The 13336-nt window shown below is 70.0% G+C and carries 10 protein-coding genes and 1 riboswitch; of the genes, 2 read left to right on the top strand and 8 right to left on the bottom strand.

Going from position 1 to position 13336, the window contains the following annotated elements; genetic code table 11:
* Positions 1 to 51 precede the first annotated feature (51 nt).
* Positions 52 to 930 (top strand): RNA polymerase sigma factor, encoded by an 879-nt coding sequence (locus AC4BEG_RS20020; protein ID WP_490701121.1) that lies wholly within the window; start codon positions 52 to 54, stop codon positions 928 to 930.
* Between the two features lie 218 nt (positions 931 to 1148).
* Here AC4BEG_RS20020 and glyA read toward each other — a convergent pair whose 3' ends face one another.
* On the bottom strand, positions 1149 to 2420 hold the full coding sequence (glyA, locus tag AC4BEG_RS20015) for a serine hydroxymethyltransferase (protein ID WP_490701120.1): 1272 nt from the start codon (positions 2418 to 2420) through the stop codon (positions 1149 to 1151).
* A gap of 40 nt (positions 2421 to 2460) precedes the next feature.
* A riboswitch (ZMP/ZTP riboswitch) is annotated at positions 2461 to 2558 on the bottom strand.
* 45 nt (positions 2559 to 2603) lie between these two features.
* Here glyA and rocD point away from each other — a divergent pair.
* Positions 2604 to 3830 (top strand): ornithine--oxo-acid transaminase, encoded by a 1227-nt coding sequence (gene rocD / locus AC4BEG_RS20010; protein WP_490701119.1) that lies wholly within the window; start codon positions 2604 to 2606, stop codon positions 3828 to 3830.
* A gap of 215 nt (positions 3831 to 4045) precedes the next feature.
* On the opposite strand, the gene AC4BEG_RS20005 is transcribed toward rocD, so the two are convergent.
* The 7 genes from AC4BEG_RS20005 to AC4BEG_RS19975 form a co-directional block, all read right to left on the bottom strand.
* Positions 4046 to 5230, bottom strand: coding sequence for a glutathionylspermidine synthase family protein (locus tag AC4BEG_RS20005; RefSeq protein WP_490701118.1), 1185 nt, complete (start codon positions 5228 to 5230; stop codon positions 4046 to 4048).
* 3 nt (positions 5231 to 5233) lie between these two features.
* Positions 5234 to 5566, bottom strand: coding sequence for a hypothetical protein (locus tag AC4BEG_RS20000; protein WP_490701117.1), 333 nt, complete (start codon positions 5564 to 5566; stop codon positions 5234 to 5236).
* Positions 5567 to 5785: 219 nt separating this feature from the next.
* Positions 5786 to 6742 (bottom strand): ABC transporter substrate-binding protein, encoded by a 957-nt coding sequence (locus tag AC4BEG_RS19995; protein WP_490707136.1) that lies wholly within the window; start codon positions 6740 to 6742, stop codon positions 5786 to 5788.
* A gap of 75 nt (positions 6743 to 6817) precedes the next feature.
* Positions 6818 to 8851, bottom strand: coding sequence for an ABC transporter permease subunit (locus AC4BEG_RS19990; RefSeq protein ID WP_490701116.1), 2034 nt, complete (start codon positions 8849 to 8851; stop codon positions 6818 to 6820).
* Positions 8848 to 9945 (bottom strand): quaternary amine ABC transporter ATP-binding protein, encoded by a 1098-nt coding sequence (locus tag AC4BEG_RS19985; protein WP_490701115.1) that lies wholly within the window; start codon positions 9943 to 9945, stop codon positions 8848 to 8850. Before AC4BEG_RS19985 ends, AC4BEG_RS19990 begins: the two co-directional genes overlap by 4 nt.
* Positions 9945 to 11519 carry a GMC family oxidoreductase gene (locus AC4BEG_RS19980; RefSeq protein ID WP_490701114.1) on the bottom strand — a complete coding sequence of 525 codons (1575 nt, stop codon included), beginning with the start codon at positions 11517 to 11519 and terminating at the stop codon, positions 9945 to 9947. Before AC4BEG_RS19980 ends, AC4BEG_RS19985 begins: the two co-directional genes overlap by 1 nt.
* Positions 11520 to 11706: 187 nt before the next feature.
* Positions 11707 to 13209 carry an aldehyde dehydrogenase family protein gene (locus AC4BEG_RS19975; protein ID WP_490701113.1) on the bottom strand — a complete coding sequence of 501 codons (1503 nt, stop codon included), beginning with the start codon at positions 13207 to 13209 and terminating at the stop codon, positions 11707 to 11709.
* Positions 13210 to 13336 lie beyond the last annotated feature (127 nt).

The raw sequence follows: 13336 nt of genomic DNA, 5'->3' as shown, positions 1-13336 counted from the left end.
CCCATTCTCTCAGGTGTGGAACCCGACTCCGTCCGCCGGTGTATGAAAGGTGTGAGGACGACACAGAGGGCGCGGGAGGGGGACCTCGTCGCGCGGGACGAAGCGGGGATCATCGCGCGGGTGCGCGCCGGGGAGACCGAGGCGTACGCGGAGCTGATGCGGGCCCATGCACCGGTGGCGCATCGCACGGCGGTGCTGCTCGGTGCGGGTGCCGATGCCGAGGACGTGGTGCAGGACGCCTTTGTGAAGGCGTATCTCGCGCTGGGGAGTTTCCGCAGCGGGGCGGCGTTCCGGCCGTGGCTGCTGCGGATCGTCGCACGGGAGACCAGCAATGCGATCCGCTCGGCGCGTCGGAGGCGGACGGCGGTCGACCGGGAAGGGGCGCTGGGCGGGGCTGAGGCTGCCATACCGGAATCGGCCGGCCCGGCCGCGATGGCGATGGCGGGTGAGCGGCGGGCGCGGCTGATGACCGCACTGGACCAGCTGAGCGCACCCCAGCGGCGGGTGGTGATCCACCGCTATCTGCTGGATCTGGACGAGGCGGAGACGGCGGAGGCGCTGGGCTGGCCTCGGGGCACGGTGAAGTCCCGGCTGAGCCGTGCGCTGAGACGGCTGGAGCTGCTGCTCGGCCCGGACGACGAGGTGGAGCGGACCAGGGGAGGAGACCGAGATGTGCACGGTGTGCGTGGTGTGCGCGAGAGAGGGAGTGCGCGGGGCGTGCGGGGAGCCCGTGCCGCGCGGGGAGGCGGAGCATATGGCCGGAGTGCGGGAGGCGGGGCCGGACGGCGGCCCGGCCGGACTGCCGGAGGAGCACGGGCTGCCCGAGGAGCCCGGACTGCGCCAGGAGCACGGGCTGCCCGAGGAGCTGCGGGCACTGGGGCGCGCTCTGGACGGGCCGCCGGGCATGTCGCTCCGGGGCGCGCCGGATGAAGGCGAGACCGTGGTGGAGCGGGTGATGGCTCGGATCGTCGGCCTGCCGGTGCCGGTGCCGCCGGACCGCCGCCGGATCCGGGAGGAGCAGTGGTGGCGGGCCATACCCGGCCTGTCGGCCGGGCAGGGCACCGTCACCTCCGTCAGCCCTGGCGGCCCCGTTGCCCACTCAGCCGACTCCAGCGACTCCGGGGGCGCCGGGGGCGCCGGGGGCGCCGTCAGCCGGTCGGCAGACCCGGGGCAGGGTAGGCCGCCATCAGCTCGGCGACCTCGTTCCTGATCTTGGCGAGCCCGGCCGTGTCACCGCTCTTGGCGGCGGTCACCCCGCGGTCGATCCAGTCGGCCACGGTGGGCATGTGCTCGGTGCCCAGTCCGCGCGAGGTCAGGGAGGGGGTGCCGATACGGATGCCGGACGGGTCGAAGGGCTTGCGCGGGTCGAAGGGCACGGTGTTGTAGTTCACCACGATCCCGGCCTCGTCCAGGGCCTTGGCCGCGACCTTGCCCGGCACCTCCTTGGGCGTGAGGTCCATCAGGACCAGATGGTTGTCGGTGCCACCGGAAACCAGGTCGAAGCCGCGGGCGAGCAGCGCCTCGGCCAGGGCCTTGGCATTGCCGACCACGGCGTGGGCGTAGTCCCGGAAGGCGGGCTGGGCGGCCTCGTGGAGGGCCACGGCGATGGCGGCGGTGGTCTGGTTGTGCGGGCCGCCCTGGAGCCCGGGGAAGACGGCCTTGTCGATCGCCTTGGCATGGGCCTCGCGAGCCATCAGCATCGCGCCGCGCGGGCCGCGCAGGGTCTTGTGGGTGGTGGTGGAGACCACGTCGACATGCGGCACCGGGGAGGGGTGGGCACCGCCCGCGACCAGCCCGGCGATATGCGCGATATCGGCCACCAATACCGCGTCCACCTCGCGGGCGATCTCCGCGAAGGCGGCGAAGTCGATCGTGCGGGGCACGGCGGTGCCACCGCAGAAGATCAGCTTGGGCCGCTCCTTGCGGGCCAGGTCGCGGACCTCATCGAAGTCGATCATGCCGGTGTCCTGGCGCACCCCGTACTGGACACCGCGGAACCAGGAGCCGGTGGCGGAGACGCCCCAGCCATGGGTGAGATGGCCGCCCATCGGCAGGGACATGCCCATCACGGTGTCGCCGGGCTCGGCGAAGGCGAGATAGACGGCCAGATTGGCGGGTGAACCGGAGTAGGGCTGGACATTGGCGTGGTCGGCGCCGAAGACGGCCTTGGCCCGGTTGACCGCGAGGGTCTCGACCTGGTCGATGACCTGCTGGCCCTCGTAGTAGCGGCGGCCCGGGTAGCCCTCGCTGTACTTGTTCTGGAGCACCGTCCCCGACGCCTCGAGGACGGCCCCGGAGACATAGTTCTCGCTGGGGATCAGCCGCAGGGTCTCGGACTGGAGCTGTTCCTCGGCGCCGACGAGGGCGGCGAGTTCAGGGTCGGCCGCCGAAAGGGCGGGATGGGAGAGGGGCAGGCTCATGGCAATCCTCCGGGGCGATCGGGTGATCCGGTCGTGATCCCTTCGGTGCCCAGGCGGGCGGCACCTCGTGGCGCTGGGGCCGCGCCCCGCTTCCTCGTGGTCGGTTCCACGCTCGGCTCGCCAGTCACGGTGCGCACCCCCACTCTAGTAGGCAGCCCCTCCCTCGCCCGAAGGGAGCCCGCGTTGGCCACCCCGGATCCCCGCACCGAGCGCGCCCTGGAGGCCGCCGAGGCCCATAGCGCGCACAATTACCACCCGCTGCCGGTGGTGATCGCCTCCGCGGAGGGCGCCTGGATGACCGATATCGAGGGCCGCCGCTATCTCGATCTGCTCGCCGGATACTCCGCGCTCAACTTCGGGCACGGCAATCAGCGGCTGATCGAGGCCGCCAAGGCCCAGCTGGAGCGGGTCACCCTCACCTCACGCGCCTTCCACCACGACCGCTTCGGGGCGTTCTGCGCGCAGCTGGCCCAGCTGTGCGGTATGGAGATGGTGCTGCCGATGAACACCGGCGCGGAGGCGGTGGAAACGGCGGTCAAGACCGCCCGGAAGTGGGGCTACCGGATCAAGGGCGTTCCGGAGGGCCGGGCCAGGATCATCGCCGCGGAGAACAACTTCCACGGCCGGACGACCACCCTCATCAGCTTCTCCACCGATCCGGCGGCCCGTGCCGACTACGGCCCCTACACCCCCGGCTTCGAGATCGTCCCGTACGGCGATCTGACAGCGATGGAGGTGGCGCTCGACGCCGCGCCGGCGGACACCGTGGCCGTGCTGCTGGAGCCCATCCAGGGCGAGGCGGGGGTGCTGGTGCCGCCGCCCGGCTATCTGGCCGGGGTCCGGGAGCTGACCCGGTCACGGAAGGTGCTGTTCATCGCGGATGAGATCCAGTCCGGTCTGGGGCGCACCGGGGCGACCTTCGCCTGTGAGCAAGAGGGAGTGGTCCCGGATATCTATGTGCTGGGCAAGGCGCTCGGCGGCGGAGTGGTCCCGGTGTCGGCGGTGGTGTCCTCCGCCGAGGTGCTCGGGGTCCACCGGCCCGGGGAGCACGGTTCGACCTTCGGCGGCAATCCGCTGGCCTGCGCGGTCGCGCTGGAGGTGATCGCCGTGCTGCGGACCGGGGAGTTCCAGCGGCGGGCGGCGGAGCTGGGCGAGCGGCTCCACCATGAGCTGCGGCTGCTGCGGGAGGCGGGGCGGGTGGACGAGGTACGCGGACGGGGGCTGTGGGCGGGGGTGGACATCCCCGCCGACCGGGGCACCGCGCGGCAGATCTCCGAGCGGCTGATGGACCGCGGGGTGCTGGTCAAGGACACCCATGGCGCCACGATCCGGATCGCCCCGCCGCTGATGATCAGCGAGGAGGATCTGCTCTGGGGCCTGGCGCAGCTCACGGCGGTGCTGTCGCCATGAGACCGCGCCGACGCTCAGTCGCCATGAGACCGCGCCGAAGGCCCTGTCCGGTGGATCTCATCGGGCCCGCGACGCCTGGCACCGCACCTCGCCGCGTTGTCGAAAGTCGCCCGAGTACGCCCAGTACGAGGGCGATCCTCCCCCAGCTACCGCTGGGAGGTGTGCCCCCTCACCAGACGCCGCGGGCTGCTCCTCAAAGACCCACCGGACAGGGCCTAGAGGATCACATGCGGCAGAAAGCGGGCGTACTCATCGGTGACCAGCCCCGCGGACTCCCGGATGCCGAGCCCGGCCGCCTCGTCCTCCACGACCCACGCCCCGAGCACCACCCGGTTGCCGTCAAAGTCCGGCAGCGGCGCCAACTCCTGGTAGCAGCAGGGCTCGTCGCGGACCACGGGCTGCTCTCCCGGCCGGTGCACAGTGACCCCCGCGCCCTCCCGGCCGAGCAGCGGCTTGGCCACATAGCCCTTCGTCCGGGCCAGTTCACGAGGGCCGTCGAGATAGGCGGGCAGCAGATGCGGATGACCGGGGTAGAGCTCCCAGACCACGGCCAGCAGCGCCTTGTTGGACAGCAGCATCTTCCAGGCGGGTTCGATCCACAGGGTGGATCCGGTGCCTCCGCCGTTGTCGAGGGTGTCCAGCACCTGCGGGCCGAAACGGTCGGTGACCAGCCACTCCCAGGGGTAGAGCTTGAAACAGGCGCGGATGAAGCCGAGTTTGCGGTCCACGAAGCGCCCGGAGAGCCGCTGCCAGCCGATGTCCTCCATGGAGATCGCCTCGGTGGCCAGCCCCGCCTGTTCGGCCGTCTCGCGCAGGTAGGCCACCGTCATCAGATCCTCGCCCAGTTCGTCCCCGGCCGAGTGGGCGAAGTACAGGGGTGTGCCCGGCGGCAGCAGCGCGGCCTGTTTCCGCCAGGCGTCCACCAGCCGCTCATGCAGGGAGTTCCACTGGTCGGCGCCGGGGAACCGGTCCTCCATCCAGAACCACTGGGCGCTGGCCGCCTCCACCAGCGAGGTGGGGGTGTCGGCGTTGTACTCCAGCAGTTTCGGGCCCGAGACACCGTCGTAGCGGAGGTCGAACCGGCCGTAGACGCTGGGCTGTTCGGACCGGCGGTGCCAGGATTCGGCGATCAGCCCGGCCAGCCGGGGATCGTCGATGCCCAGCTCCTTGAAACGCTCCCGCTCCACGATGTGCCCGGCGGCCGCCAGACACATCCGGTGCAGTTCCTCGACCACCTCCTCCAGCGCCTCGACCTCGGGCAGCGAGAAGGAGTAGTAGGCGCTCTCGTCCCAGTAGGGGCGCAGCGAGCCGTCCGGGTAGCGGGTCAGCGGATAGATGACCCCCTGTTCCTCGACCGTGGACTGCCAGCCGGGGCGGGGGTCGATCGTATGGCGCTCCATGGTTCAGCCACCGCCCGAACCGGAGCAGCCGAAGCCGCCCCGGTCGGCGGCCTGGCTCTTGTCGAACGTGCCGTAGTCGGCCCAACGGCCGCTCACATCGGCGTCGTAGTACCAGTCGCCGTCCACGCTCTTCTTGCCGCGCTTCTTGGCGGTCGAGGAGCCCGAGCAGGCACCGGAGTCCACCACCCGATAGCCCTTCAGCGCGTCGTAGCTGTCGGGGTCCACACAGCGCTTGTCCGGCTCGGACCCACAGGACGTCAGGGCCGCCGCCAGCGCGCCCATGCTGCCCAGGATCACCGTGCTCGACCGCAGCCGACGTGGAATTCTGCGCTCCATCGCAATGCCTCCCCCGTGGTGTGAACCGCCCACCCTAAAGGGAGCGGTCGCACATCCGTCCGGCGGGGTCGCTCAGGGCATCGGCCCCGTCTCTTCCGGGAGACGATGGCCGCCGAGCGGACCTCGTACAACGGCCGGGCCCCGCTGCGTCCACCCGGTGGGGGAACGCAACGGGGCCCAGCCGGGAGTGCCCCAGGGGCGAGCCCGGTCAGATGCCGCCTACGGCAGCCACTTCTTCCAGACGGGCTTGTTCTCCTCGACCCACTTCTTCGCGGCCGCGTCCGCGGACATCTTGTCCCCGGCTATCATTCCGGCGACCTCGTTCTGCTGCTCGGTGGTCCACTTGAAGTTCTTCAGGAACTTCGCCGCCTTGCCGCCGTTCTTGGCGAAGTCGGCGTTGAAGTACTTCTGGAGCGGGGTCTTGGGGTACGCGCAGGTGATCTTCTTCGGGTCCGCGTCACACCCCGTCTTGTACTCCGGCAGCTTCACCTCGACCATGTCCACCTGGTTGTTCAGCCACTGCGGCGTCCACCAGTAGGTGAGGAACGGCGTCTTGTTCTTCACGTTCTGCTTGATCTGGGTGATCTGCGAGGACTCATTGCCCGCGTAGACCGTCTTCAGGTTCAGCTTCAGGTTCTTGATGATGGCGTCGTCATTGGTGACGTAGTCAGGCGAACCCTCGAGCAGCTGGCCCTTGCCCCCGCTCTCGGAGGTCTTGAAGTCCTTCGCGTACTTGTTGAGGTTCTTCCAGTCGGTGACGTCGGGGTGCTTGTCCGCGAAGTACTTCGGCACATACCACCCGATGTGGCCGGTGACGCCGAGGTCGCCGCCCTTCACCACGGTCTTCTGGTCCTTGAGGTACTGCTTCTCCTGCTTGGGATGGCCCCAGTCCTCAAGAATCCCGTCGATGTCCCCCTTGCTCAGCGCGTCCCAGGCAAGCACCTCACCCATCTGCTTGGTGTGGACCTTGTAGCCGAGCTCCTCCTCCAGGATGTACTTGGCCACGGCAACGTTGGCCTCGGCGCCGACCCAGGAGGGAACCGTCAGCGTCACGCTCTTGCCGCCGCCAACTTCGTCCTTTTTGCCCGTGTCGGCCGCACCGCACGCGCTCAGCGCGACCAAGCCGACGGCTCCGGTGGTGGCGACGAGAGTTCTGCGCACCCGCTTGCTGTTCATCATGGCGAATATGTTCCTTTTCTTCGGGGGTGTGGCACGGGGGATGACGGCATCGGCCGTCATGTTCACGGGACCTCAACTCTCCTTGCGGGTAGCGGATGTGGGCTGCGTGACCCGGTCGAGTACCAGGCCGAGACAGACGATGGCCACACCGGCCACCAGACCCACTCCGAGTTCTCCGCGCGCGAGGCCGAAGACCACGTCGTATCCGAGAGCCCCACCGCCGACCAGACCACCGACGACGACCACGGCGAGGACCAGCACCACGCCCTGGTTGACGGCGACGAGAAGCGCGGGCCGGGCCAGTGGCAACTGCACCTGACGCAGTTGCTGGGCTCCGCTGGCTCCCATGGAGCGGGCGGCTTCGAGGGCCGCCGGGTCGACCTCCTTGATCCCCTGGGTGGTGATACGGACGACGGCGGGCAGCGCGTAGGCCACCGCCGCGGTGATCGCCGCGACGCGGCCGACGCCCATCAGCGCCACGACCGGGATGAGATAGACGAACTGCGGCAGTGTCTGAAGCACATCGAGCACCAGCCGCAGCCGGCGTTCCACCCATCCGACCCGGGCCGCGAGAATGCCGATCGCGAAGCCCAGCAACAGGGTCAGCGCGAGGCCCACGAGCACCTGCGACAGCGTGTCCAGCGTCTTCGGCCAGACGCCCAGCACGCCGACCGCCGACATGGCCAGGACGGCGGTGAGCGCGGTGCCCCAGGTGCCGACCAGCAGGGCGAGAACAGCGACCAGCAGCAGCAACAGCCACCACGGGGCGTTCAGCAGCCCGTCGCGGAGCGGGTTGATCATCCACTCGGTGATGTGGTCGGCCCAGACCTTGGTACCGCCCAGGACGGGCACGTCCTGGTAGAGGTTGTCGGTGATCCACTCCTGGAACTTGTTGACCGGCGTGGAGATCTCGTAGACCCAGTCTTCCGGCCACAGCCTCGCCCCGGCCAGTCGGCCGGCCACGGTCGCCACCACCGCGCCGCCCGTCACCAGCGCCCAGGCCCGCCAGCCGTGCAGCAGCCGCCGGGCCCCGGTCGCTTCGGCCGCCGAGGTCGCGCCGAACCGTTCACCCGCAACCCCGGTCGTACGGTCCAGCCAGACGGCGATCAGGACGATCGGCAGGCCCGCGGCGAGTGCCTTGCCGACATCCGTCGTCGACAGCGCGGTGAACACCTCCTCGCCCAGACCGCCCGCACCGACGATGGACGCGATGACCACCATCGACAGCGCCATCATGATCGTCTGGTTGAGCCCGAGGAGCATCTGCTTACGGGCCAGCGGCAGTCGAGCGGTCCGCAGCCGCTGCCAGAAGCTCGCCCCCAGCGAGGACGACGCCTCCAGTACGCCCGGGTCGGCGCCGCGCAGACCGAGCGCCGTGAGCCGGGTCATCGGCGGCGCGGCGTAGATGACCGTCGAGAACAGCGCGGCCGGTGTGCCGGGTCCGAAGATCAGCACCATGGGCAGCAGGTAGGAGAAGGCCGGCATCACCTGCATGGTGTCGAGCACGGGCCGCAGCATCCGGTTGAAGCGCTCGGACAGACCGGCGGCGAGCCCGAGCAGCGCGCCGAGGACGGCCGAAACGGCGACCGCCACCACCATCAGCGCGAGGGTGATCATGGTGGGGTCCCACATCCCGAGCAGCCCGCAGACGCCGAACGCTCCGAGCGTGATGCCCGCGACCTTCAGACCGGCCCGGCCGAGACCTCCGGCCCGCCAGGCGAAGAGAACGGCGGTGGCGGTGACCCCGATCCAGCCCAGCGCGTCCAGCATGTTGTAGACCGCGTCGACCGCGTCCGTGGCCGCGTTGCTGAAGTACAGCAGGAAATACAGGAACAGCGGGTGGGAATCACGATTGTCGATGATCCACTGGTTCAAGGAGTCCAGCGGCCCCTTGACATCGTGAGTGAGCACGCTGGGCCAGGCGCCGCTGCCCCACAGCCCCGCGGCGATGGGTATCAGCACCGCGGCGAGGACGGTGAAAGGCACGAGCTTGCGCCCGAGGGGGTGGGCCAGCAACGCCTTGAGTCTTCCGGCCCGCTCGAGCGCGCCGTCCGGCTCTCTCTTCTCGAGGGACGTCTTGTCGGGGGCGGTGGTGGTCACGCTCATGCCGGGACCACCCCGGCCTCCACCCCCGCGACCACGGCGAGCAGCCGCTGGTGGTCGACGACGCCGATGCACTGGCCGTCCTCGACCACCCGGACCGGGCCACCGCTGCGGGCGGCCACCTCGATCGCCTCGGCCACGGTGACACCGGGGGCCACGGAGGCACCGTCGGTGGCCTCGTCGCCGTCCGCGGGCCGCATCGCCTTGCGCACCGTGATGACCTGCTCACGCGGCACATCGCGGACGAAGTCCCGTACATAGTCGTCGGCCGGGGAGTCGACGATCTCCTCGGGGGTGCCGAGCTGGACGATTCCGCCGTCGCGCATCAGCGCGATCCGGTCACCGAGCCGCAGCGCCTCACTGAGGTCGTGGGTGATGAAGACCATCGTGCGGCCCTCGTCGCGGTGCAGTCGGATGACCTCTTCCTGCATATCGCGCCGGATGAGCGGGTCCAGGGCGCTGAACGGCTCGTCGAACAGCAGCACCTCGGGGTCGACCGCGAGGGCGCGGGCGAGTCCGACACGCTGCTGCTGACCTCCGGAGAGCTGCCCGGGGCGGCGCCGCTCCAGACCGGTGAGGCCGACCTTCTCCACCATTTCGGCGGCCTTGGCGCGGCGTTCGACCTTGCCCACGCCCTGGATCTCCAGACCGTAGGCGACGTTGTCCAGCACCGAGCGGTGCGGCAGCAGCCCGAAGTGCTGGAAGACCATGGCGGCCCGGTGGCGGCGCAGATTGCGCAGCCGGTTCTTGTCCATGGCGAGCACATCCTCGCCGTCGATACTCAGCTCACCGGCGGTGGGCTCGATCAGCCGGGTCAGACAGCGCACCAGCGTGGACTTGCCGGAGCCGGACAGCCCCATGACCACGAAGACCTCGCCCGGCTGGACGTCGAAGGAGACATCGCGGACGGCGGCGGTACAGCCGGTGCGGGCACGCAGTTCCTCCGCCGACAGCTTCCCCTCGGCGGAGCCGGGTATGCGGTCGGCCTTCGGGCCGAAGACCTTCCACAGGCCACGGACGGAGAACACGGGTGCCGTGCCGTTGTTCTCGGACTTCTCAGGGGTTCCAGGGGTCTCGGGGACCAGGGTCGCGGACATCAGGCGTCACCTCCGGGAGCGGGTTGCGGGGCTCGTTCCCGGGATCGGTGCTGGTCCTGGGTGAGCAGTTCGGCGCACTTCTCGCCCACCATCAGAACGCCGATCATCGGGTTCACCGCGGGCATGGTGGGGAACACGGACGCGTCGGCGATGCGTACGCCGTCCAGTCCGCGAATCCTCAAGTCGGGGCCGACCACGGCGAATTCATCCGTGGTGGCGCCCATACGGCAGGTGCCCGCCGGGTGGTAGACGGTGTGCGCGACCTTACGGGCGTACTCGCTGATCTCCTCGTCCGAGGTGATCTCCGGCCCGGGGCACACTTCGCGCTTCAGCCAGCCCGCCAGCGGCTCCGCCTTGGCGATCTCACGGGCGATCCGGATGCCGTCGACCAGGGTGCGGCCGTCGTAGTCCTCCTCGTCCGTGAAGTAGCGGAAGTCCAGGGCGGGCTTCACCTCCGGATCGGCGCTGGTGAGGTAGAGCCGGCCGCGGCTGCGCGGCTTGGGGATGTTGGGGGTCATCGACACCCCGTGCTCGGGCTTCTCATAGCCCAGCCGCTCGGGGTTGTCGGTGAACGGGATCTGGTAGAAGTGGAACATCAGGTCCGGGCCCCGGGATTCGGGGTCGCGCCGGATGAACAGACCCGCGTCGGAGTCCATCGCGGAGTTGTCCGGGATCGGGCCGTCCGTCTCCCACACGATCACCGACTCGGGGTGGTCGAGCAGGTTCTCACCGACGCCCGGGAGGTCGTGGACCACCGGGATGCCCAGCGCCTCCAGGTCTGCCCTGGGGCCGATACCGGAGTGCATCAGCAGCCGCGGGGTGTCCACCGCGCCCGCGCAGACCAGCACCTCGCGCGCGGCCTCGACGAGGATCTCCTCGCCGTCCTTGGTGCGCACCCGCACCCCGGTGGCGCGGCCGGTCTCGTCCAGCTCCAGCCGGTACGCCCAGGTCTCCAGCATCAGATGGAGGTTGGGCCGGTCCAGGAAGGGATGGAGATAGGCGACCGACGCCGAGGAGCGCTTGTTGTTCTCCGGGTGGTAGGCGAGGTCGAAGAAGCCGACGCCCTCGTGGAACGGCTTCTTGTTGAAGCCCTCCACCCGCGGCACCCCGGCGGCGGCCTGAGCGGCCTCGACGAAGTCACGCGCGATGGCGTTCCGGTCCTTCTCGTCCACCGCCACGATGTTGTTGCGCAGCCGGTCGAAGTACGGGTCCATGGACGCGGCGTCCCAGCCCTCGGCACCGGCCTCGGCCCACTCGTCCCAGTCGCCGGGCAGCGGCTTGAAGGAGATCAGGGTGTTGTGCGAGGAGCATCCGCCGAGCACCCGCGCCCGGCTGTGCCGGATATGGGAGTTGCCGCGCGGCTGCTCGGTGGTGGGGTAGTCGTAGTCGAGGTCGCCGCCGAGCAGACCGAGCCAGCGGCGCAGGGTGAGCACATCGGGGCGATCGATGTCGGTGGGACCGCCCTCGATGACGGCGACGCGGATGTCCGGGTCCTCCGTGAGCCGGGAGGCGATCACCGATCCCGCGGTGCCGCCGCCGATGACGACGTAGTCGTAAGCCTCAGGTACGGGCATGGTGGGGGTTACTCCTCGCGGTCTTGCTCAGGGGCCCGCGACAGCGCGGGCCATGGGGCTGACGCCCCTTGGGGATGGTGTTTCTCGTTGTGGAACCGCCGGGCGCCCTCACCGGGCGCGGCCGGGTCCTGGCCCGGGTGGCGGGCCGGGACCGGCGGTGCCCGGAAGGGGCGCCGGCGGTGGGGTGTCAGCCGCCGAACCAGCGCACCGGGCTGGGCCGCAGGTTCTCGTAGACATGCTTGGACTCCCGGTACTCGGCCAGCCCGGACGGGCCGAGCTCGCGCCCGACCCCGGACTTGCCGAACCCACCCCATTCGGCCTGCGGGAGGTAGGGGTGGTAGTCGTTGATCCACACGGTGCCGTGCCGCAGCCGTGCGGCGACGCGGCGGGCCCGTGCGGTGTCGGCGGACCAGACGGCGCCGGCGAGTCCGTACTCCGTGTCATTGGCGAGTGTGACGGCCTCGTCCTCGGTCTGGAAAGACTCGACCGTCAAAATAGGCCCAAACGTTTCCTCACGCACCACGCGCATCTCGCGGTGGCACTGATCGAGGATGGTCGGCAGATAGAAGTAGCCGGTGGCGGGACGGACCGAGGACGCCTCGGGCTGCTTGCCGCCGCAGCGCAGCAGCGCGCCCTCCGCCAGGGCGGAGGCGACATACGCCTCGGTCTTGTCCAGCTGCTGGGCGGAGACCAGGGGGCCGCATTCGACGCCCTCCTCGGTGCCGCGGCCCAGCTTGATCTTCTCCGCGCGGCGGGCCAGCTCGGCCACGAAGCGCTCCCGCACCGACTCCTCGATGATCAGCCGGGCACCGGCGGAGCAGACCTGGCCGCTGTGGATGAACGCGGCGTTCAGCGCCTGGTCGACGGCGGTGTCAAAGCCCTCGGCAGTGGAGCAGGCGTCGGCGAAGACCACATTGGGGTTCTTGCCGCCGAGCTCGAGGGCGACCTTCTTCACGGTCGGCGCGGCTGCCTGGGCCACCTTGGTGCCGCTGATCAGGCCACCGGTGAAGGACACCAGGTCCACATCCGGGTGCTCGGACATCCGCGCGCCCACCGGGTCGCCCGGACCGGTCACCAGGTTGGCAACTCCGGCCGGAAGCCCGGCCTCGACCAGCAGCTTCACCAGGTGGACGGTGGACAGCGGGGTCACTTCGCTGGGCTTGATCACAAAGGTGTTGCCCGCCGCCAGCGCGGGGGCGATCTTCCAGCTGGCCTGGAGCAGCGGATAGTTCCAGGGGGTGATCATCGCGCAGACGCCGACCGGCTCATGGACCACGACGCTGTGCACATCGGGGGTACCGGCGTCCACTACGCGTCCGGCGGACTCGCCCACGACCAGCTCGGCGAAGTAGCGGAAGGCGTTGGTCACGTCGTCGACGTCGACCCGGCCCTCCTCCAGGGTCTTACCGGTGTCCTGGCTCTCGATGAGCGCGACGGCCTCCCGGTCGCGCTGGAGCAGATCGGCCACGCGCCGCAGCAGCGCGGCCCGCTCGGCCACCGGGGTACCGGGCCAGGGGCCCTCGTCGAAGGCCCGCCGCGCGGCGGCGATGGCCGCGTCGGTGTCTTCGGCGCCACCCTCGGCCACTACGGCGAGGGTCTTGGCGTCCGCGGGGTCGAGGACCTCCCGCTGCGCGCCGGATGCGGCCGCCCGCCACACCCCGTCCACATGAATGGTCTCGACTGCCGACACGTCGTTCTGCCTTCCGGTTCTGCGATCGTTCCCACTGGTCACACCAGCAACTTGGACCCCTAACCCGAAGGGGCGAACGTATGCGCACTTGATCAGGGAAAGTGACGGGGGTCACGTCACGTGGAGT

Source organism: Streptomyces sp. JLBJ103 (genome assembly GCF_058215575.1).
This window is presented reverse-complemented; position numbering and strand designations above follow the sequence as displayed.

What these genes read in the sequence shown, in the direction of transcription:
- AC4BEG_RS19985 (WP_490701115.1), bottom strand. Translation starts at nt 9,945, where the DNA reads ATGTCCGCGACCCTGGTCCCCGAGACCCCTGGAACCCCTGAGAAGTCC.
- AC4BEG_RS20005 (WP_490701118.1), bottom strand. Translation starts at nt 5,230, where the DNA reads ATGGAGCGCCATACGATCGACCCCCGCCCCGGCTGGCAGTCCACGGTC.
- AC4BEG_RS20000 (WP_490701117.1), bottom strand. Translation starts at nt 5,566, where the DNA reads ATGGAGCGCAGAATTCCACGTCGGCTGCGGTCGAGCACGGTGATCCTG.
- AC4BEG_RS19990 (WP_490701116.1), bottom strand. Translation starts at nt 8,851, where the DNA reads ATGAGCGTGACCACCACCGCCCCCGACAAGACGTCCCTCGAGAAGAGA.
- glyA (WP_490701120.1), bottom strand. Translation starts at nt 2,420, where the DNA reads ATGAGCCTGCCCCTCTCCCATCCCGCCCTTTCGGCGGCCGACCCTGAA.
- AC4BEG_RS19980 (WP_490701114.1), bottom strand. Translation starts at nt 11,519, where the DNA reads ATGCCCGTACCTGAGGCTTACGACTACGTCGTCATCGGCGGCGGCACC.
- AC4BEG_RS19995 (WP_490707136.1), bottom strand. Translation starts at nt 6,742, where the DNA reads ATGAACAGCAAGCGGGTGCGCAGAACTCTCGTCGCCACCACCGGAGCC.